We start from the raw sequence: 21,414 nt of genomic DNA, 5'->3' as shown, positions 1-21,414 counted from the left end.
GAGCATCTGAATCTAATTTTTCTTTAAAATGAGCTATTTGAGACAAAAATAAAGCAGACCGAGGTCTGCTTTATCAATACATTCATAATTAATTATCAGAGCTTATTAAATTCTCTGTTTACGCGATAGGCATCAGAGGTGACATACGCTTCCATACTTCGAATCTTATTATCAAGACGACTGAAGTCGTTTTCTAGCACACTGAGCAACTGATCTGGGCTTTGCCCTTTTTGCCACGGTTTGCTCTTCAATGTATGTTCCTGTTGCGACTTAATGTTTTCGGTATAAGTCATTGGCTGCTTTTCTAACATGAAGGTCATCGCAATGTATGCCAACAAGACAAGGAAAGTACCACCAAGCAAGGCTGCGGAAATCACAACGATACGAATCAACCAAACTTCTGCACCAAAGTAGTTTGCCACTCCGGCACACACGCCGGAGATTTTACCGTTTACAGGGTCACGATACAGTTCTCGTTTACTCATACTTGCGTCTCCACGTTGGGGATTCTGCATCTAGGATACGCTCCAATGTATCAACTCGAGACTGCATCGCTTCCGCTTTCTCAGACAGCACCTGAAGACGCTCTAGATCTTGGCTCGACAGTGCACTATCTGCTTTGCGTTTGCTGCGATAGTGTAAGAAGAGCCATAGTGGAGCGACAAAGATTAAAAAGACAATCAATGGTCCAGTAATAAAAAATGTCGACATAAATGGCTCCTTTCTTATTTATTGTTTGATGACATCTGTTCTTTCAGTTTTGCCAACTCTTTTTCGATTTCATCTTGTGCTTGTAGCTCGGCAAACTCTTGGTCTAAAGATTTTGCGTTGCCAGTTTTTGCGTAAAGATCTGCTTCTGCTTCCATCTCGTCAATTTTACGAGAGTACTGTTCAAACTTTGCCATCGCTTCGTTTGTGCGACCTGCATGCAGTTGTTTTTGAACATCACGACGGTTAGATGCCGTTTGGTTGCGAATTGCTAATGCTTGTTGCTTAGCGCGCGTTTCAGCAATTTTGTTTTCTAGTTTACCGATTTCACCGGTTAGCTTCTCGATGGTTTCTTCAACCAACGTTTGCTCAGTATGAAGACCTTTAATGACTTGCTCTAGCTTTTGCTTTTCAATCAGAGCTGCGCGAGCCAAATCTTCACGCTCTTTCACTAAAGCTAGGCTTGCTTTTTGCCCCCACTCAGTGATTTGCTCTTCTAGAGCTTCGACTTTGCGAGCCAACTCTTTTTTATCTGCAATCGCTTTAGCCGAGTTAGTACGCACTTCTACAAGTGTGTCTTCCATTTCTTGGATGATAAGACGGATCATTTTTTCAGGATCTTCCGCCTTGTCTAGCAATGCACTGATGTTTGAGTTAACGATATCTGCAAAACGAGAAAAAATACCCATAACGGAACTCCTCTTTTTTCCTATTAAAACTCGACAAGGCGGTTATTCACCTTGTGTCTCCATTTAGATATTACAAGTAGCGTGCCAACTTTTATTTCCCTTAATAAACAGCAAGTTAAGCATTTTGTTGTTGTTGCATACCGTTATGCTATGATGGTTTTTACCAACTGTTGGTAAATTTCACCAACTCCAATACTGTAAATCATGGCAAGATAGAAAATAAGAAGGATTTTATGAAGCAAAACCTCATCGGTGAATCGCCTGCTTTTCTCGCCGTATTAGATAAAGTATCACAACTTGCGCCAATTGAGCGCCCTGTCCTCATAATTGGAGAGCGAGGCACAGGTAAAGAACTCATCGCGCAACGTTTACACTATTTATCAAAGCGTTGGGATAAACCACTGCTTTCCCTAAACTGTGCGACATTAAGCGAAGGTTTGATTGATTCTGAGCTTTTTGGTCATGAGTCCGGCTCATTTACTGGCTCTAAAGGCAAGCACAAAGGACGTTTTGAACGCGCAGAGGGTGGCACACTATTTCTCGATGAATTGGCGACCGCTCCTCTCCTCGTTCAAGAAAAACTTTTGCGTGTGATTGAATATGGGGAATACGAGCGCGTTGGTGGGCATACTGCATTAAACGCCGATGTACGTTTGGTGTGTGCAACCAATGCAGACTTACCAAAGTTGGCGGAACAAGGCGATTTCCGAGCGGATTTACTCGATCGCTTGGCGTTTGACGTCATCATGCTTCCTCCTTTACGTGAAAGAAAAGAAGACATTCTCTCTCTTGCCGAGCATTACGCGATCAAAATGTGTCGTGAACTCCAACTTGAATACTTCGTCGGTTTTACGGAGCAAGCGCAGCAATCGCTCCTAGACTACGAATGGCCAGGTAACGTACGTGAACTTAAGAATGTCATTGAGCGTGCCATATACCGTCATGGATTGAACTCAGAGCCGATTGAACACTTGATCTTTAACCCATTTGAAACGGGTTGGGAGAACGCATTGGGTCACTCTGCGAGTCAAGAAGAACCAGAAACAACACAAGCCGCACAAAAAGCAGAAATACACTTCCCGTTGGATTACAAGCAGTGGCAAGAAGACCAAGATATTGAATTGCTCAACCGTGCGTTGGAAGAAGCCAAGTTTAACCAGCGTCAAGCCGCAGAGCTGTTAGGTCTGAGCTACCATCAACTAAGAGGCATGGTGAGAAAATATGGCTTAGTTGGTCAAGGATAAACGTCCTTGCACCAAGTTAACTATCATTGCTCTCTAGCGATGTCTCACTCTATCAATTGATCACTATACCCAAGTGACTTCAAGATGCAGGATTCAGAGCGTTATCTCTGGTTCCCTGTTTAATGAAAGTAAGCAAGGAAGACAACGCTGGATAATAATCGGCTCTTTCCTAGCGGTTTGACACAGCAGCCAGGTCAATAGCACGCTCTCGAAGGGCGAGTTGACTTGGGTATATAATGATAAAACGAACCGCGGTGCGAAAGGCGCTATTGCACGTACGTTGTGAGCAATTTCAAGAGGCAAAACAGGTCAACGACCAGAAATGATACGGTAATTTGATCTAACACCCTGCAGCTCAACGATTTTATGTTTGGAGCGAGTTGGCAAAAGTGATAAATTAGCGAGATCATTTTCGCTTGTCATACCCGGTGCTATAACGCGCTGGGAGCAAGCAAAGTCCAATGACCATTTCATATTATGAATGCTTTTATAAGACTATCGCTGAGCCTAATTGGTATTAGCTTACTCACCGCCTGTGGTGACGAAATCGATCACAATGATATTCGAGAGAATGGCTTTGTGTTTTGTGGGCAAGGTAAGCCAACCACATTCAACCCTCAGCTAATTGACAGCGGCATTACAGCCGAAGCATTAAGTCCTCAGCTTTATGACACGCTGCTCACGCTCGATCCTAAATCTCATCAACCCATCGCGAACCTTGCTGAGAGCTGGTCGGTGAATGAAGAAGGCACCGAATATACGTTTAATCTTAAGCGTGGTGTTCAGTTCCAAAAGACTTCATGGTTCACACCAACTCGACCATTCAACGCGCAAGACGTGGTATTTAGCTTTAAGCGAATCATTGATGTAGACCATCCGTTTCACGACGTCGGTGGTGGTTTTTATCCATGGTTTGCAGGTTTAGATTTCCAAAACCTAGTTAAAGATGTGATTGTGCTGGATGACCACACGGTTAAATTTGTTCTGACTCAACCTAACTTTGCTTTTTTGGCAAACATTGCCACCAGCCATGCTGTGCTTCTCTCTGCAGAATATGGTCAGCAGTTAGCAGCAAAGGATGAGAAAGCACAAATTGATATGCTGCCTATCGGTACCGGTCCATATCAACTAAAAGAGTATCAAGTGAACGACTTGATTCGTTTAGAGCGCCATCCTAAATACTGGAAATCGCCGGCAAAAATGGAGCAAGTCGTATTCGATATTTCCCACCGTGGTACGGGCACACTCGCTAAGCTACTGAGAAATGAGTGCGATGTCTTGGCTTCACCGATCTCTAGCCAAATCCCGATCATCCAAGAAACAGAAGAGCTGGAATTAACCGCAACACCTGCTAACAACGTGTCCTTTATTGCGATTAATACTGAGCACCCTGCTCTGCGCGATGCTCGAGTTCGCCAAGCCTTGAATCTGGCGATCAACCGCCAGAACATTCTTGACTCGGTTTATTACGGTACGGGGACCCAAGCTTATACACTGCTTCCACCAAACTCTTGGGCTTACCAAAAAGACAGCGTGAAAATACGTTATGACCGTAATTATGCTTTAGCCCTACTTCGAGAAGCAGGTTACGAGAAAGGTCTGCAACTGACGATGTGGGTCCCATTAGAGCCTCGCGCTTTCAACCCTAGCCCGCGTAAAACCGCAGAGCTTATCCAAGCTAACTTTGCCGATATCGGTGTTGAGTTACGCCTACTGACCGATGATCGCTTTGAACGCACACAGCTCGAAACCATCAACGATGTTGATTTGCTCTTAACTGGCTGGATTGGTGATACTGGCGATCCTGACAACTTCTTCCGTCCGCTGCTTTCTTGTGAATCTGAGCGGGTGGGTTTAAACGTTTCAATGTGGTGTAACGATGATTTTGACTTCCTGCTCGATCTCGCATTAGAGACACAGCAGCAGCGTTACCGCTTGAACCTATACCGCCAAGCGCAGAATATTCTGAATGAAGAGTTTCCAGTTATCCCATTAGCTCACGGCGTTCAGTTCCGTGTTCACGATAAATCGCTGAAAGGTTTTAAATCGAGCCCTTTCAATGCGCAACCTTTTGATAGAGTTGAGAGAATTCATTAATGTTTTGGTACGCCGTAAGACGTCTTAATCTATTTGTCATCACTTTGATGATTCTCACTTTGGTGGGCTTTTCACTCTTGCGTTTGGATCCAACATCTCATTGGGCAAATGTAGAGTTTTGGTCGGGCTGGCAAAGCTACCTAGTTGAGTTGTCTCAGCTCAATTTCGGTATCAGCAAAAATGGCAACCCAATCTATGAAGAGTTAGCGGTGGTGTTCCCTGCAACGCTAGAGCTATGCTTTTTCGCCTTTGTTGTGTCACTGCTGATCGGTATTCCACTCGGTACAATAGCGGGCATGAAACAAGGCAAATGGCTAGATACCAGCATCTCGTTCGTTTCTATGTCTGGTTATTCCGCCCCAATTTTCTGGGTTGCGCTGATGTTGATTATGGTCTTTTCACTTCAATATCATGTCTTCCCTGTCGCGGGACGCTATGATCTTCTTTACGAAATTGACCATGTGACAGGCTTCGCCATTATCGATGCATTTATGGCAAAAGGTGAATACCGAGCTCATGCGCTACAAAGCGTTATTGAGCATATGGTTCTTCCTTGTTTGGTTCTAGCTCTAACACCAACCACACAGGTCATCGGTTTGATGCGTGCATCAGTGGCAGAAGTGATGAGCCAAAACTACATCCGTGCGGCACGAATCAAAGGTTTATCAAACCGTGAGATCGTGACACAACACGTATTACGCAATGCGATTCCACCCATCATTCCAAAGGTTGGGGTTCAGCTTTCAAGCATGATTACGTTAGCTATCATTACTGAGTCTATCTTCAACTGGCCAGGCATTGGACGCTGGTTGTTGGACGCTCTTTCGAATCAAGACTATGCGTCAATTCAAGCTGGTGTCATGGTTCTGGCGACCCTTGTTTTAACTGCCAACATCCTTTCGGATTTGATTGGTGCCATGATCAACCCTCTGGTGAGAAAGGAATGGTATGCTAACAAATAACGTCTATCAGGAAGAGCGCATTCCGACTCAGTTCGAACGATTCTGGCGTAGCTACCGCGCGAACAGCTTGGCAATGTTTGGCTTGTGGTGCTTGATCTTCATTGTGCTGATCACCATTTTTGCACCTTTAATTGCCCCTTATGATCCTCAAGCTCAATCTGGCGAATTGCTTGTGCCGCCATCATGGGCACCAGCTGGCACGGTTGATTACTTCCTGGGGACTGACGATTTAGGTCGTGACATTCTTTCGCGCCTTATTATGGGCTCTCAACTGACGTTCGGTGCTGCAGTTGCAATTACGGCGATAGCAGCGTTGATCGGTTGTTTCATTGGTGTTTTAGCGGGCATGACTAAAGGCCTGCTCTCCAGTACCTTAAACCACTTGCTCGACACCGTGATGTCTATTCCATCACTACTGCTTGCGATCATTTTCGTGGCATTCTTAGGCTTTGGTGAGTTCAATATTCTTCTGGCCATCTGCTTAGCTCTGATCCCACGTTTTATCCGTTCGGTCTATATTGCAGTGCATACCGAGGTTGAAAAAGATTACATCATGGCAGCACGTCTGGATGGTGCGAACGATTTTTATCTGCTGTGGAACTCTATTCTACCTAACGTATTAACGGTTATCGCAGCTGAAATTACCCTTGCACTGTCAGTTGCTATTCTAGATATCACTGCGCTTGGTTTCCTCGGCTTAGGCGCTCAAGCACCAAGTACTGAATGGGGAGCAATTCTAGGTGACTCTGTTGAGCTCATTTACATTGCGCCATGGACAGTAACACTACCAGGTCTCACCATTATGTTTACCGTGGTTGTTCTAAACTTAGTGGGTGAAGGTGTACGCCAAGCTCTCAATGCGGGGATCGAATAATGCCGTTATTAGATATTCGACATTTAACCATTGAAATTGAAACGCCCTCAGGTTTGGTGAAAGCGGTAGACCGCATGAGTATTACCCTGAATGAAGGCGAAATCCGTGGTTTAGTAGGCGAATCAGGCTCAGGCAAAAGCTTGGTGGCCAAAGCCATTGTAGGCGTTTGTAAAGACAACTGGAAAGTGACCGCAGACCGAATGCGTCTTGGCAATATTGACCTGCTTCAACTGACGCCAAAAGAACGCCGAAGAGTGATTGCGCGAGACATCGCCATGATATTCCAAGAGCCTTCGACGTGTTTGGATCCCTCAGAAGAAGTAGGACGTCAGTTGATAGAATCGATCCCGTCTCGCTCTTTTGAAGGTAAATGGTGGGAACGCTTTAAGTGGCGTAAAAAACAGGCCATCGCCCTACTCCATAAAGTGGGTATCAAAGATCATAAACGCTTAATGGGCAGTTACCCTTACGAGCTAACCGATGGTGAATGTCAAAAAGTCATGATCGCAATGGCTATTGCGACTAAGCCAAAAATCTTGATTGCCGACGAACCGACAAACGACCTTGACCCAATTACACAATCGCAAATCTTGCGTTTGTTGAGTCGTATGAACCAACTCAACAATACCACCATTGTGTTGATCGGGCACGACTTGACGACCATTACACAATGGGCAAATCGCATTACCGTAATGTACTGTGGTCAATCGGTGGAATCAGCAGATACCGATAAACTCATCGAAGCACCTAAACACCCTTATACTGCTGCGCTGCTAAAAGCGATGCCCGATTTCAATGATTGGATTCCTCATAAACAGAAACTACAATCGCTGCCAGGCTCAATCCCTCCGTTGCAGCACTTACCGATTGGTTGCCGTTTAGGACCTCGTTGTCCTTATGCACAAAGACAATGTGTCGAAATTCCGCATACCAAACGAATTAAGAACCATAAATTTAACTGCCACTTCCCATTGAACACGGAGAAACATTCATGAGTGCGTTGCTTGAAGTCGATAACCTATCGAAACAGTTTGTCACGCGCTCAGGTCTGTTCAAACGCACAGTCAAAGAGGCAGTAAAGCCGGTCAGCTTCAGTTTAGAGCCGGGGCAAACTATCGGCTTTATCGGACAAAATGGGTCAGGCAAATCGACGCTAGCACGTATGTTAGCTGGCGTTGTTGAGCCGAGTTCTGGTGAGATTCGAGTGAACGGTGAACGTCTCGAACACAAAGATTACTCGACGCGCTGTAAGCTGATTCGCATGATTTTCCAAGACCCAAACACCTCTTTGAACCCACGAATTCAGATAGGTCGAATTTTGGAAGGTCCGTTAAAGCGAAACACGAACATGCCGCCAGATGCACGTATGAAGCGTGTGAAAGAAACCTTACTTCGAGTTGGTCTGCTGCCGGAACATGCGTACTTCTACCCTCAAATGCTCGCAGCAGGTCAGAAACAACGCGTGTGCCTTGCTCGTGCATTGATCCTTCAGCCTTCGATCATTGTGGCTGACGAAGCACTCAACGGTCTCGACATGGCGATGCGCTCTCAGATCATCAACCTCTTCTTAGAGCTGCAAGAAGAGATGGGACTGTCCTTTGTTTATGTATCTCAGCATATTGGGATCGTAAAACACATTACCGACAAAGTGATGGTGATGCACGAAGGCGAAGTTGTGGAGTTTGGTGAAACTAACCAAGTACTTACCAATCCAGAGCACGCTATTACTCAACGATTGGTCGAGAGTCACTTTTACAAAGCGCCAAGCCACTAATCCTTGTCTCTCAGAAAATCGTAAATTACTGACAAAAATAACAAAGCCTGCATCAACGCAGGCTTTTTAGTATTACTGGATATCAAGACGCGACTCGACCCAATTAGCGACGGCTTTCTTGTTTGCGCAGTTCAAAATCAAATTCGTCAGGAAAAAGAACAACACCTTCTTCATTCTGGTTTGGGAAAACCACGACAGAGAGCTCATCGTCTTCTAAACCGGACGTCCAGCGGCTGTGCCACTTGTTCAATGAAATAGCTTCCGGCTCACATTCTTCCCAGTCACCCGTTGCCCATTGCTGTGCAAACTCTTCGTTTGGCCAAACTGGTACACAATCGTCATCTTCTGTGTTTAGCATGACACAACCGTGTTCGTCTTTCAGAATCCACACTTTGCGGTTCGCTACGATTTCTTTTACGCAGTATTTCAAACGCTGCTCTTCATTGTAGCGGTTAATGGTGTCCATCTGCTCTTGGGTTAATGCTTCAGACATAGTCGTCTCCTATTTCCCATAGAAAAATGCCCACCGAAGGGCGGGCATCTAAAGTATAAACTGGTAACAATGAAATTACGCAAGCTCAGTTTGAAGCCAAGGCCAACCTTGCTTCTTACGGCTTAGCGTGTTTTCCATCATTAGCATGCCATCTTTCTCATGCTTAACAAGCTTCTCAGCCCACTCACCTTTGTATAGAAGACGAGTTTGAGCAGTAGTGATGTCTGTTAGCATCACTGCCGCGAATGCTAGGTTGTCGTTTGCACAACGCGCCTCTAGATCAGCTTCTAGCGCATCGATCATGCCATCCACTTGCTCAAGAGTTGCAAGCTCAACCTGACCTACAACTACGTCACGACCGTTGAATGGGTAACCTTTCAGGTCTTTTTCAACAAGCTCAGCAGCAGATAGACCTTCGATGTTTGTCTTAGCAATTAGAAGATCTTTAGTGAATGCGTCAACATCTTGCACATCTGCGATTGCCGCTAGTTCAGCAACAGCGTCTTTGTCTTTTTGAGTACAAGTTGGAGAAGCAAAACCAACAGTGTCAGATAGAATAGCTGACATCATTAGCTTAGCGATTTGAGGTGTGATCTCGTGACCTTCAATTTTGAACATGTTGAATAGTACTGTGTTAGTACAACCAACAGGCCAGATCCATGCTTCCATTGGGTTTACTGTCATCACATCACCTAGACGGTGGTGGTCAACGATACCCGCGATTTCAGCTTCAGCGATGTCGTCTGGTGCTTGCGCTAGATCTGAGTAATCTACTAGCCAAACTGTTTCACCCGCAACTGAAGTACGTAGCTCAGGAACTTCTGCGCCAGCTACTTCTAAGATGTGCTGAGTTTCACGGTTAATTTCGCCCTGACGAATTGGCATTGCTTCAACACCACGCGCCTTTAGAAGTTCAGTTGCAACTAGTGCACTACAAATACTGTCACTGTCTGGGTTCTTATGACCTACAACTAGAATCATGTCTCTTCCTATTCAAGTCAATTTGATGGCTTCCTAACGGGGTGAATTACGTAACGAATTGCACCAAGGAAGCGAGTTTGCTCACAAAGGCGGTTACTTTACCTGAAATTTTGCTTTTGTCCTAATTTCAAAACGTAAAAAAGACTCAATAAATTCACCCAACAAGCACAACACAGGATTCATTCAATAGAGGTCGTTTATACCCAAGTGACTTCAGGATGCAGGATTCAGAGCGTTGTCATTGATTCGAGAGTAAGGAAAACAACGCAGTGTAATAGCCAGCTCTTTCCAAGTTGTTTGACGCAGCCATTTGTTTGACTAAAAAAGCGAGTCAAAGACACGCTCCCAAAGGGCGCTCTTTGCAAATATAAGGGCCTTGGCTTGTATACTTTGTTGCCGATTCTTGATTTAGACCCACAAAACCTTTAAATCGCCGCCGCGTCTACAAACCAAGTCAGTCTCGCTGAACCTAGCATCTCGAGGTTACTTGGGTATAGTAGTGACAACGAAAAAAGCCCAAGCAATTCAATACTTGGGCTTTGATGAAAAGTCTGGTTTAAAACTGTTCTATCGTGTCGCCAGATTTAAACTTCACTTTCCTATTTTTATAACTGGTGTAGCAGAAGACAATAATAAACTTCAGCGTCATGATGAGAATGATGGTAGGCGCTGGTGCACTGTCAATGAAAAAGCTCAAGTACACACCAAGAAAAGCACTCAGCAGTGACATACATAAGGCAAGCAACACCATGCTGTGGAAACGGCGCGTTAGTAAGAATGCAGTTGCCCCGGGAGCAATCAGCATCGCGATAACTAAGATCATCCCAACAGCCTTAAGTGCAGCGACAATGGCTAACGATAGTAACGAAAGCAAACCATAATGGAGAAACTTAACAGGCAGACCAATTGCTTGCGCGTGTTGGTAATCAAATACGAAAACTAACAAATCTTTTCCTTTGAACACCGCAAACAGCACAACAAGTAAAGCGACGATTGCGGCTTCAATGATGTCCGCCCAACTCACACCTAGTGCATCACCAAACAAGATATGATCTAGGTGGACGCCTACTTCGATTTTTGTCATCAATACGAGACCAAGCGCGAACATGGCAGAAAAAACTACGCCCATAATGGTGTCTTCTTTGATACGGCTATTTTCTTTTAAGTAGCCTGTTGAAAGCGCACAAAATATACCCGCAGCAAACGCGCCAACGGTGTAAGGGATAGCAAGGATATAGGCAATCACCACACCAGGAAGAATCGAGTGCGCGATGGCGTCCCCCATCAACGACCAACCTTTCAATACAAGGAAGCAAGACAATAAAGCCGTTGGAATTGAAACAAGCAAAACAATCAAGAATGCTTGCTGCATGAATGTGAAGGTAAAAGGCATAAGGAGTGTATCAAGCATTTTTGTGCTCCTTATTCATCATAGGCAACGAAGACGCTGATTCACGATTCTTTTTTGCGATTTGTTGTTTGCTTTTGCGTCTAATCGCAATTTGACCATGCTTAGGTGCGAAAACAAATGCCATCAAGAAACAAGCTGTTTGCAGTAAAACGATGATCCCGCCAGTCGCGCCATCAATGTAGTAACTGACATAGGCACCAACGAATGAACTTAGAGACCCAATTGCAACAGCGTAGACAATCACGCGTGAAAATCGGTCAGTCATTAAATACGCTGTAGCCCCTGGAATAACGACCATCGCAATAACCAAAAAAGCACCAACGGTTTGCAACGCTGCGACAGTACATGCACTTAGAAGCGTAAAAAACAACACTTTCAATCGGGTCGGGTTCAGTCCGACACTCTTGGCATGGTTCTCATCGAAAAAGACCACCATTAGGTCTTTCCATTTGACGAGCATAACGGCAAGCGAAATACCACCAATAATAACTAACTGGAATGTATCGGTCGGCGTGATGGCGAGCACATTACCTAATACAATAGTTTGAATATTCACCGCGGCAGGGAAAAGAGAAACTAAAAATAACCCCAGACCAAAAAAAGACGTAAATATCAAACCAATGATGGCATCTTCTTTTAATTTGCTTCTTTGGCTCAAGAACAACATTCCAGCGGCAGCAAGACCACCAGACAAAAACGCGCCAAAGGCAAAAGGTAAGCCGAGCATATATGCACCAGCAACCCCAGGAACGATCGAGTGAGAAAGTGCATCACCAATGAGTGACCAGCCTTTCAACATTAGGTAAGTCGACAAAAAGCCGCAGACACCGCCAATCAATGCACTCACCCACATGGCATTCACCATGTAGCCATAGTGAAAAGGTTCGAGTAAATAATCCATAAAAATGAACTCCTTACTTGTCTGGACGCGAAACCGGAACAGCTTGCTGCTCACCATACATAACAACTGGCCGTTCGTGGTCAGACAATACTGTCAACTTACGCTCATCATCATCTTCATGAAGATCTTTACCGCCAAGGATGAAGTGTCGAAGGACGCCACCAAACGCAAGTTCGAGGTTTTCAGGAGTGAAGATTTCGCTAGTCATCCCGGAAGCAAGCACAGTTCGATTGATCAATACGGTGCGGTCACAAAAATCTGGCACACTACCTAAATTGTGCGTGGATACCAGCATGACTTTGCCCTCATCACGTAAGTCACGCAGCAACGCCATGATTTGTTCTTCCGTTTGAACGTCGACACCAGTAAAAGGTTCATCCAACAAAATAACGTCACTCTCTTGCGCCAATGCGCGCGCAAGAAAAACACGTTTCTTTTGTCCGCCAGAAAGTTCACCTATTTGGCGTTTTCTAAACGCGGTCATGTTCACGCGATCAAGTGCAGCCGTCACCATGTCATGATCGGTTTGCTTTGGAATGCGGAGTAATCCCATATGACCATAGCGCCCCATCATGACAACATCTTCAACCAGAACAGGAAAGTTCCAATCGATTTCTTCGCTTTGCGGTACGTACGCGACAACATTCTGTTTTAGAGCTTTTTTTGCCGGCATACCAAGGATCTCAACCGATCCTTGGCTAACCGGTACAAACCCCATAATGGATTTGAATAACGTCGACTTACCGCTGCCATTCACACCAACAAGAGCCGTAATTGATCCTTTTGGAAGAGAAAAACTTGCATCATATAGCGCGGTATGACCGTTGCGATAAGTGACACTAATGTCTGATACTTTAATTCCTGCCATTACTGTTCTAGACCCTCTGCGATTGTGTTTGAAGTCACTTTCAGTAAGTCTAAGAAGGTTGGCACTGGACCGTTTTTACTGCTCAATGAATCCACGTACAAGACACCTGCATATTTAGCCCCTGTTTCACGCGCAACCTGCTGTGCTGGCTTTGCCGATACCGTGCTTTCACTGAATACCGCAGAGATCTGATTTGCACGAACTTCATCAATAACGCGTTTAACTTGTTGTGGCGTACCTTGCGAGTCTGCATTGATTGGCCATAGGTAGAGTTCTTTAAGACCGAAGTCTCGAGCCAAATAGCTGAATGCCCCTTCACTTGTTACCAACCAACGTTTGTCTTCTGGGATTTGAGCCACTTTTTCACGAATAGGCTGAACCATATCCATGATCTGCTTTTTGTATGCTTCAGCATTCTTTTGGTAAGTCTTTGCATTAACACTGTCGTATTTCACTAGTGCATCACGAATATTATCGACGTATATCAGAGCATCACTTGGAGACATCCAAGCATGGGGATTAGGTTTGCCACTGTAAGGACCTTGAGCGATGCTCATCGGCTGCACACCCTCGGTCACAATCACACTTGGCACATCATGAAGATTTTTGAAGAACTTTTTGAACCACAGTTCTAGGTTCAAACCATTGTACAGAATAAGATCCGCGCCTTGAGCGCGTCGAATATCACCAGGGGTCGCTTGATAGTTGTGAATCTCAGCGTCAGGCTTAGTAATCGACTCAACAACAGCCGCATCACCAGCTACGTTTTGAGCCATATCCGCAATAATGGTGAAAGTTGTCACTACTTTAAATTTCTCGGCTGCCATTGCTGCCGTGCTTAATCCAAGTGACATCATAGACAAAAGTACAACCGCAGGTTTGGCAAAAGAACCAATTTTTAATCTCATCCCTGTTTTCTCCAGAAGGCAAATAGTTACTTTGAAAAGATAGAAGGATTCTACCTTTCATTAGCATTACTGTAAATGATAATAGTTATCATTTACAGTAATTTTAGCCTTTATTTCTGAAAAGGACGAGATTGGCTCACTTTTCCAATTACATTGCTGTCACGACAGCCTTAGCATTTAACCCTTTATCTAAGCTGACTAGCAATAACTGACATGGCTCTTGATTGAGTTTCTCCCCGGTCCAGTAATCATACCAATCTGTTGGTTGGTCTGCGGTAAGCGTAAATTCTGTCGCATCATCGTTCGCGTAGTTGAACAAACAGTGCAGATCATTCTTAGATGTTAGTGGCAGAAAAGCATGGTTCAAACCTAATGCGGTAAACTTAGCCGATTCTTGATTACGGCGTTGACGCAGCATCAGTTTCGCTAGCGTCTTACTCGCAAATGGGGTGATTTCTGGTAGAGGGTCACCGGAAAGCAGTAGACCGCCACACGCTAGCAGCACGTTACGATGGAATTGATAATCTTCACGCGAGGCTGCTTGGTTAGGTAATGAAGTGAACGTTGCGCAATCTGGGTCGATTTGCCATAACTTGCGATGCTGCCAACTGCGGAAGAAGGTCTCTTTAGCAATTTGCTCAAAGCGATGGCTATGGCGCTCTACATCGTCAGACACACGCATGGCATCGACTAAGCCCAGAGAAGGCCACATTGGTGCGTTACAACCCAATAGCCATGCATCTCCTGCCCCTTTAGCGATCGCTTCCATACCCATACGGTAGGCTTCTACACCGGTTACGCCCGATTGACTGCGCTTACCTTTTAAAGTGCCCCAATAGTTTGCGTCTAATTTGAATAGCTCAACACCCCACTCTTCGCGCATGACAGATACGACGTGAGTTAAGTGATCTTGGACTTCAGGGTTTGAAGTATCGAGAATGTACCAAGGTGTACAACGCCAACCACCATAGGTGACATCTTCAGCTTTCAGAAGCTCTCCGTCTTCGTGACGCACAAACCAATCGGGATGCTTTTTGAAGATTTCTGATTCTGGCTGGGCAATGAATGGTGCCATCCAAATGGCTGGTTTTTTGCCTTTTGCACGAATGTTATGAATCAGCTCTTTTACACCACCAGAGAACTTATCTGAAGGCGTTAGCCAATCTCCCATAAATGCTTGGTAGCCATCATCTAGCAGTACCCATTCGAGCTCAGCTAGGTTGTCTTGCATACATTCCACGTTTTCCAAAACGTTGCCTTCGGTCACGTCCGCGTAGTAGGCATACCAAGAGCACCAACCAACCGGAGCGTCTTGCATTACTCCGTTACGTGCAGGGTGATGTTCTGCAATCATCTCACTGTATTCTTGATACAGCTCAGATAACGAACTCCCACGTAACACAACAACCGATTCAAGATGGTTATGTTCCCAGTCTGCAACTTGCGTCCTTTCACCATCGATTGCTGCTGAAAGTACCCAATGTTCACCATGTTGCTTCACCTCAAAGTAACCAGCAAAGCGACGGCAAGTAGTGAAACCAAATAAGGTGTAACCTGCAGAGTCTTCTACGACTAAATAGTTGTAGTAACGCTTTGGTGCGCTCTCAGGGTAAATACGGTAGGAATTGTTGTTATCGGGGCAGCGACCAATGTCGATAGGTTGAGAAATGGTACCGCTGGTCTGTGCCAACATTTGGAAGCCATCACCGATAACGGTTGCGCCTTGCTCATAGAGAAAAGGCATTTGAAACAAGACTTCACGGTCAGTAAAGGTTTTATTGTGTATCCCGGCAAAAGAAAAGTGAATTTGGTTGCCGACGATTTCGAATTGAAGATCGTTATCACTTACTGAGATCTCAGTGTGATTGGCCAATTGAATGGTCTGAGCCATAGAAAATCTACTCACTTGATTATTATTGTTTAGTTTGGCTCATTATCCTCCGCTTCTGCTGCTCAATTCGTTATCGACGTCACGAATCTGTTGCTCTTGAGCAAGCCCAAACTCGGTATTGAGAGAATGCTCACTGAAATTTGGTCAAAAAAATACCAGCCCGAAGGCTGGTATTTTATTTAAAGCTTAGCGCTCTGATTAAGCAACTTCGATTGGACCACCGAATGAAGTAACTGGTGGAACTTTACCAGTGAACTTCTCGAAGTTTACGATACATGTATTCGCAGAAGTCGCCTGTGCTAGCTCAGAAGAACCGATATCTTGAGTTAGAGTGTTAGGGTCACCGTAAGTACAGATTGCACCTACTTTCTCGTTTAGAGGACCGTACCACGCACCTTCTTCGATACGGATAACACCACGTGGGTAGCTGTCAGTAAGTACAGCACCAGCAAGAAGCTGACCACGATCGTTAAATACGCGTACCAAGTCACCGTCTTTGATGCCTTTCGCTTTTGCATCAGCCGGGTTGATGTATACAGGCTCACGACCTTGAACAGCGTAAGTTGCACGGAAGTCTTCAGATTCACACATCTGAGAGTGCAGGCGCTTGTCTGGGTGGCAAGACTGTAGCCAGTACGGGTGTTTGTCAGAGCCAGGACCACCGTGTGAACGTTCTGATTTCTCGAACCACATAGGGTGTTCTTGACAGTGTTCGTAACCGTAACGACCGATCTTACGAGAAGTGATCTCGATGAAACCAGAAGGTGTACCCAGTGGGTTGATTTCTGGATCTTGACGGAAGTCAGCGTGACGAACCCAAGGCTTACCTTGACCGAAGTCTAGTACGCTCTTCTCCCAGAACTCTTCAAATTCTGGCATTTCGAACTTACCGTCGTTCGCTTTCTTACAATCGTTGTACAGGCTGCGGATCCATTCCATCTCGCTCATGCCACGAGTGTACTCGTCGCGACGACCAAAGCGTTGAGTCAGTTCGCTCATGATTTGGAAGTCTGGCTTAGATTGGAACAATGGGTCCACTAGACGATGCATAGCAATCAGACCTTTGTTCGAGTAAGAACCGTACACGTCGATGTCGTTACGTTCCCACTGAGTACATGCTGGAAGCACGATATCAGAGAAACGACACGTTGCAGTCCAAGCGAACTCAACCGTTACTACTGTTTGTAGCTTCTGGAACGCTTGCTTCATGCGGTTACGATCTTGGTGGTGGTGCCATGGGTTACAACCCGAGATCACCATCATCTTGAAGTCTGGAAGTTTAACTTTACCACCGTTGTAGTTGATCTCTTTGCCTGGTTCTAGCAGACAGTCGATCCAACGAGCAACAGGGATAGTACGGCTGTAACCGTTAAAGTCGTTGTTGTCCCACTTCGGCTTCATACCAGTATCTAGGTTACGAGGGAAACCACCAGGACCCGCGAAACCAGTTGAAGGTACACCGATACTTGAGTAGTGGTGACCGTAAGAGATACCACCGCCAGGCAGACCAATTTGACCAACCATTGCTGCAACTACTGCTGCTGCCCAGTATGGTTGCTCACCGTGCTCTTGACGTTGGATACACCAACCCATAAGGATTTGTGTACGACCGTTCACTAGCATGCGTGCGAATTCACGAATCTTGTCCGCTTTCACGCCACAGATAGGAGCAGCCCACTCAGGTGTCTTAACAACTTTATCTTTCGTTTCACCTTGAACGTACTTGATGAAGTCTTCGAAACCTAGACAGTAAGTTTCAATAAACTTCTTGTCGTATAGGTCTTCGTTGTACAGTACGTGCGCAACAGCAAGCATGAATGCTACGTCTGTTAGCGGGTTAATGTATAGGTGATCGTTCTCTAGGTAACGTTGAGTCTTGTTCTTAACTGGGTCTACAGAAAGAACATTGATCTCGCCTTTCGCTACTTTTTCCTTCAACTGCGCTAGGTAGTTGAAAGATTCGTGCGTTTCACAGTTCCAACCTACTTGCAGGTTTTTCACTGGGTCATTTGCCCAAAGAATGATGTTGTCTGAGTTCTCTAGAATTTCAGACCAAGACGTACCTTGTGCATAAACTTCTGTTGAGCCAAGTACGTAAGGCATGATGGTTTGACCTGCACCAGTCGAGTAGTCACCTACTTTAGTGATGAAGTTACCGTGCATACCTACAGCACGTTGCATGTGTGCCGTACAGTTGTTGAACGCACCAGTTTGGTTCCAACCAGTTTGACCTGCGTGTAGAGCCCATGGACCGTATTCTTTCTGAACACGTTCTAGCTCACGGTAGAACAGATCTAGAGCTTCATCCCAAGTTACACGGATGAAACGGTTGTTACCGCGCGTCTCAGCGCTGTATTTGTGCTTCTTCAGCCAATCTAGACGAACCATTGGGTAACGAACACGTGATGGGCTGTAGATGATGCCCTTGATGCCGTTCAACATTTCTGTTGGGTTCTGGTCTAGTTCTAGCGGTTTGATCTCTTGAACTTTACCCGCGTAGATGTGGGCGCGGAACGCGCCCCAGTGTGAACCTGTTACTTTCCAAGTACCAGTAGTCTCAGCTGCGTTTGCAGATGCTGAAGCCAATAAGCTTGGACCGATAACTGACGCTGCACTTGTGGTTGCTACACCTTTAAGAAAACTTCTTCGTGTAATAGCCATTTAATTTACTCCAATCCGACGCTTATTAGTGGTGACCTTCAGCATAATCTGAAGAGTGCTTCTGTAGGTACTTCAAGATCAGTGCTTCACTGTCTGTATCTAGGTTAACGAACGCTAGCATACCGTCGAACATACCTGGCCATGTGTTCGCATCGAAGTGCGCTTCAGCAGGTTGTGTGTGACATACAGAACAGTTAGTTTTGTAAGCTTCTTTTGATTTTTCCCATACAGGGTTGATGTCGTTCAGCATAGATTCTTTCTTGATCCATACTTTCGCAGCTACTTTCTCCCAAGGAAGACCTGTTAGCTCATCAACTTTCTTCTCACCAGCAGTCACAACGTTAGCGTCTGTTGATGCTTCTTTTAGTAGTGATGCTACTGCGATGTTCTTACCGAAGTCTTCTTGAATTACACGACCGAAGCCTTTCGCTTTACGCCAGCCATCGATTTCAACTTCAACGTAGTCGCCTTTCTCTTCAAGAACTTTAACAGTCGATGCTGGGTTTAGAAGACCTGCTTCTTTAGCACCTTTATCGTCGAAGTAGATTGGTAGATGACGAACACTTACAAGTTGTTGACCTACACCGTAGTCAGTGTTTGAAGTCATACCTTCAAGGTCACCAACGATACCACCAATGCTGTCCATACCAGCTGGCAGGTTGTGTGCGATACCTTTGTGACAGTCAACACAGCTTTGGTCTTTCTCAGCTGCTTGTTTCATTTGGATACGAGCCGTTGGAGACATTTGCTCGAAGTCCATAGAATCGTAGTTGTGACAGTTTTTACACTCTAGAGATTTGTTTGCAGAGAAACGATCCCATTCGTGTTTAGCAAGTTCGATACGGCGCTCTTCGAAAACACCCGGTTCGTCGTAGTTGCCAAATACTTGTGCAAATACTTCTTTAGATGCTTGCATTTTACGAGCGATCTTATCTGTCCAGTTGTGTGGAACGTGACAGTCAGGACATGTAGCACGAACACCAGAGTGGTTTTTCCAGTGAACCGTGTCTTGCAGTTCAACGTATACGTTGTCACGCATAGTGTGACAGCTAATACAGAATTCTTCTGTGTTGGTTGCTTCTAGTGCGGTGTTAAAACCACCCCAGAAAATAACACCAGCGATGAAACCGCCCATAGTCAGCACGCCAAGGCTGATATGAACTGCCGGGCGCGTCATCGTACGCCACAGTTTAATGATTAATGATTTCATTATTTGCTCTCTTAAAATCTTTTCAAAAGTGTGGTTGTGAGCTCACTGGCTTACATGCCGTGTGCGCCTGGAGGACCAAAGAAGAACACTTGTAGTGCCCAAACGATAAATCCGTAGCCACCTACGAAAGCCACACTCAGAATTGGGAAGAGAACAACTGCAATGAAGAGGAAAGACTTCCACTCCAGGGAGCGTTTTTCACCACTCTCAATTTTGTTAACATCACTCATACATTTGCCTATTTTGTATCTAGTGTTATTGAAAAGCCTGCGTTACCAAGCTTAAGTTTTTTACAATCTCTATTGGAAAATGTTAGACCATACTAATAGTAAGGTTCAATCAAATCTGACGCTCCAGCCCTTGTTATCCAACACTTTTTTGAGCTCATCCAGAGATGTGTTTGATTGATATTCTTTGTGAAAGAATATTAATAGATGTGAAAAAATAAGTCTTTTGCAAACATGTTAAGAATACAACATGAGATTAACTTTGTTTACATTTTTATGGATTTTTTCGTGCTACTAAATCGCTATTTTTTCGACTAAAGACAATGCTTTGTGATCTTTATGTTAAGAAAACTTCACGAAGTCTTAGCGATCATTTTGTCGATGAGATTGCGAAAAAACAGAGCTTAGCAATTCATAAACCTATGCCACTTCGTTAGAATCAAAGCATTGATTTTGGGAGAAGGTTTATGAATCAAGTTGTCGATATAAATTGGTTTGAGCTTGCACTTTTTAGTTTGATTCTTATTGTTCCACTCACCATCAATGCTCGCTATAAATTAGGAATTGCGAAAGATACAGCGATGAGTGTTGTGCGCATGACAGTGCAACTCATTTTGGTTGGTGTGTATCTGGAATACCTTTTTAAGCTAAATAGCTTACTCGTAAATTTACTGTGGTTATCCATTATGGTTGTCGTCGGAGCAAGCTCAATTGTGGGCAAAGCTAATCTTCCGAAGAAACCACTCATGCTCCCACTGATTACTGGCTTGTCTTGCAGTCTAGTCCCTCTTCTTGCCGCTATCACTTTAGGTCTCGTAAAGCCAGAACCATTCTACAATGCCCAATACATGATTCCGTTAGCAGGCATGCTGTTAGGCAATAGCTTAAGCAGCAATATTGTCGCGTTGCAGAACTTATTCACCGCTTTCGAACAACGCAAGTCAGAGTACGAGGCAGCCATCTCATTGGGAGCCGCTCCTAGGTATGCCTCCTTCCCTTTTCTTCAAGAAGCCCTTCGCAAATCCCTTGCGCCAATTCTTGCTTCTATGGCGACAACAGGCTTGGTGACGCTCCCTGGTATGATGACAGGTCAGATCTTAGGTGGTGCTAGCCCGATGGTCGCCATCAAGTATCAATTGGTTATTATGCTGGCGATTTTTGTCATGCTCAGTGTGTCTGTAGCGATCACTTTAGAGATGACACTAAGTTGTGTACAAACCAAAGAAGGACGTATTAAAGTGAAGTTTATCAACAAGGAAAAAACATAAAACCGGTCACTTCGTCATCACATAAGCGTCTCATTTTATGAATTTTTCTCGATCAAAAAAGATACTCACGATCTTTGAGACAGGTTATCCACAGAAAATGTGGATAAACCCCGAAAACCCATAAGCAACCAGAAACATAAGCGCAACTTTGAGACCACTGTACACTGCGAAATTTAATGGTCACTGATTGGTCATTGAACCGTCATCTTACTCTTCTAAAGTGCAATTAAACGACATAGGGAGAGCA

The 21,414-nt window shown here is 44.9% G+C and carries 20 protein-coding genes; 7 read left to right on the top strand and 13 right to left on the bottom strand.

From position 1 onward, the window contains the following. Nucleotides 1–95: 95 nt before the first annotated feature. From pspC to pspA, 3 genes are read right to left on the bottom strand one after another with little or no spacing between them, the layout of a single operon-like run. On the bottom strand, nucleotides 96–485 hold the full coding sequence (gene pspC / locus AACR11_RS05270; protein ID WP_005450693.1) for an envelope stress response membrane protein PspC: 390 nt from the start codon (nucleotides 483–485) through the stop codon (nucleotides 96–98). Then, the gene (gene pspB, locus AACR11_RS05265) at nucleotides 478–711 is read right to left on the bottom strand and encodes an envelope stress response membrane protein PspB (protein ID WP_005450695.1); all 234 of its coding nucleotides are present in this window, start codon (nucleotides 709–711) and stop codon (nucleotides 478–480) included. The genes pspC and pspB overlap by 8 nt, the downstream gene beginning before the upstream one ends. Nucleotides 712–725: 14 nt before the next feature. Then, complete coding sequence (gene pspA / locus AACR11_RS05260) at nucleotides 726–1,397, bottom strand: phage shock protein PspA (RefSeq protein ID WP_005450697.1); 672 nt, start codon at nucleotides 1,395–1,397, stop codon at nucleotides 726–728. A 233-nt stretch (nucleotides 1,398–1,630) separates the two neighbouring features. On the opposite strand from pspA, the gene pspF reads away from it, so the two are divergent. The 6 genes from pspF (at nucleotide 1,631) to AACR11_RS05230 (ending at nucleotide 8,348) form a co-directional block, all read left to right on the top strand. After that, a complete protein-coding gene (gene pspF / locus AACR11_RS05255) occupies nucleotides 1,631–2,641 on the top strand; it encodes a phage shock protein operon transcriptional activator (protein WP_029789465.1) in 1,011 nt (336 codons plus the stop codon). 477 nt (nucleotides 2,642–3,118) lie between these two features. Next, entirely contained in the window at nucleotides 3,119–4,738 is a 1,620-nt protein-coding gene (gene sapA, locus AACR11_RS05250; RefSeq protein ID WP_029789466.1) for an ABC transporter substrate-binding protein SapA, read from the top strand. After that, nucleotides 4,738–5,700, top strand: a complete 963-nt coding sequence (locus tag AACR11_RS05245) for an ABC transporter permease (RefSeq protein ID WP_005450705.1) — start codon at nucleotides 4,738–4,740, stop codon at nucleotides 5,698–5,700. Before sapA ends, AACR11_RS05245 begins: the two co-directional genes overlap by 1 nt. Then, nucleotides 5,687–6,574, top strand: coding sequence for an ABC transporter permease subunit (locus AACR11_RS05240; protein ID WP_005450707.1), 888 nt, complete (start codon nucleotides 5,687–5,689; stop codon nucleotides 6,572–6,574). The genes AACR11_RS05245 and AACR11_RS05240 overlap by 14 nt, the downstream gene beginning before the upstream one ends. Further along, nucleotides 6,574–7,569, top strand: a complete 996-nt coding sequence (locus tag AACR11_RS05235; RefSeq protein ID WP_005450708.1) for a peptide ABC transporter ATP-binding protein — start codon at nucleotides 6,574–6,576, stop codon at nucleotides 7,567–7,569. The genes AACR11_RS05240 and AACR11_RS05235 overlap by 1 nt, the downstream gene beginning before the upstream one ends. Beyond that, nucleotides 7,566–8,348 (top strand): peptide ABC transporter ATP-binding protein, encoded by a 783-nt coding sequence (locus AACR11_RS05230; protein WP_005450710.1) that lies wholly within the window; start codon nucleotides 7,566–7,568, stop codon nucleotides 8,346–8,348. The genes AACR11_RS05235 and AACR11_RS05230 overlap by 4 nt, the downstream gene beginning before the upstream one ends. Nucleotides 8,349–8,451: 103 nt before the next feature. On the opposite strand, the gene AACR11_RS05225 is transcribed toward AACR11_RS05230, so the two are convergent. The 10 genes from AACR11_RS05225 to torE all read right to left on the bottom strand — a co-directional run bounded on the left by AACR11_RS05225 (nucleotide 8,452) and on the right by torE (nucleotide 19,902). Then, the gene (locus AACR11_RS05225; RefSeq protein ID WP_005437260.1) at nucleotides 8,452–8,841 is read right to left on the bottom strand and encodes a DUF2750 domain-containing protein; all 390 of its coding nucleotides are present in this window, start codon (nucleotides 8,839–8,841) and stop codon (nucleotides 8,452–8,454) included. Nucleotides 8,842–8,916: 75 nt separating this feature from the next. Next, on the bottom strand, nucleotides 8,917–9,822 hold the full coding sequence (locus AACR11_RS05220) for a manganese-dependent inorganic pyrophosphatase (RefSeq protein ID WP_005450712.1): 906 nt from the start codon (nucleotides 9,820–9,822) through the stop codon (nucleotides 8,917–8,919). 556 nt (nucleotides 9,823–10,378) lie between these two features. Beyond that, nucleotides 10,379–11,233: a metal ABC transporter permease gene (locus AACR11_RS05215; RefSeq protein ID WP_029789467.1), complete on the bottom strand. Its 855-nt coding sequence runs from the start codon at nucleotides 11,231–11,233 to the stop codon at nucleotides 10,379–10,381. Beyond that, nucleotides 11,226–12,134, bottom strand: a complete 909-nt coding sequence (locus AACR11_RS05210) for a metal ABC transporter permease (protein ID WP_017188193.1) — start codon at nucleotides 12,132–12,134, stop codon at nucleotides 11,226–11,228. The genes AACR11_RS05215 and AACR11_RS05210 overlap by 8 nt, the downstream gene beginning before the upstream one ends. A 13-nt stretch (nucleotides 12,135–12,147) precedes the next feature. Next, nucleotides 12,148–13,002 carry a manganese/iron ABC transporter ATP-binding protein gene (locus AACR11_RS05205; protein WP_005450718.1) on the bottom strand — a complete coding sequence of 285 codons (855 nt, stop codon included), beginning with the start codon at nucleotides 13,000–13,002 and terminating at the stop codon, nucleotides 12,148–12,150. Further along, nucleotides 13,002–13,910, bottom strand: a complete 909-nt coding sequence (locus AACR11_RS05200; RefSeq protein ID WP_005450720.1) for a metal ABC transporter substrate-binding protein — start codon at nucleotides 13,908–13,910, stop codon at nucleotides 13,002–13,004. Before AACR11_RS05200 ends, AACR11_RS05205 begins: the two co-directional genes overlap by 1 nt. 148 nt (nucleotides 13,911–14,058) lie before the next feature. After that, nucleotides 14,059–15,801 carry a glycoside hydrolase family 36 protein gene (locus AACR11_RS05195; RefSeq protein ID WP_009699912.1) on the bottom strand — a complete coding sequence of 581 codons (1,743 nt, stop codon included), beginning with the start codon at nucleotides 15,799–15,801 and terminating at the stop codon, nucleotides 14,059–14,061. Nucleotides 15,802–15,999: 198 nt separating this feature from the next. Continuing rightward, a complete protein-coding gene (gene torA, locus AACR11_RS05190; protein WP_029789468.1) occupies nucleotides 16,000–18,462 on the bottom strand; it encodes a trimethylamine-N-oxide reductase TorA in 2,463 nt (820 codons plus the stop codon). 25 nt (nucleotides 18,463–18,487) lie between these two features. Beyond that, nucleotides 18,488–19,672, bottom strand: a complete 1,185-nt coding sequence (torC, locus tag AACR11_RS05185; protein WP_005450726.1) for a pentaheme c-type cytochrome TorC — start codon at nucleotides 19,670–19,672, stop codon at nucleotides 18,488–18,490. Nucleotides 19,673–19,722: 50 nt separating this feature from the next. Next, on the bottom strand, nucleotides 19,723–19,902 hold the full coding sequence (gene torE / locus AACR11_RS05180) for a trimethylamine N-oxide reductase system protein TorE (protein WP_005450728.1): 180 nt from the start codon (nucleotides 19,900–19,902) through the stop codon (nucleotides 19,723–19,725). Nucleotides 19,903–20,366: 464 nt separating this feature from the next. Between torE and AACR11_RS05175 the strand changes: the two genes are divergently transcribed. Further along, the gene (locus AACR11_RS05175) at nucleotides 20,367–21,167 is read left to right on the top strand and encodes an ABC transporter permease (protein ID WP_029789470.1); all 801 of its coding nucleotides are present in this window, start codon (nucleotides 20,367–20,369) and stop codon (nucleotides 21,165–21,167) included. Nucleotides 21,168–21,414: the final 247 nt, after the last annotated feature.

Source organism: Vibrio sp. L85 (genome assembly GCF_963871815.1).
GTDB lineage: Bacteria > Pseudomonadota > Gammaproteobacteria > Enterobacterales > Vibrionaceae > Vibrio > Vibrio harveyi.
Note: the sequence above shows the minus strand (reverse complement) of the source record. Positions and strands in the feature narration are given on the sequence as shown.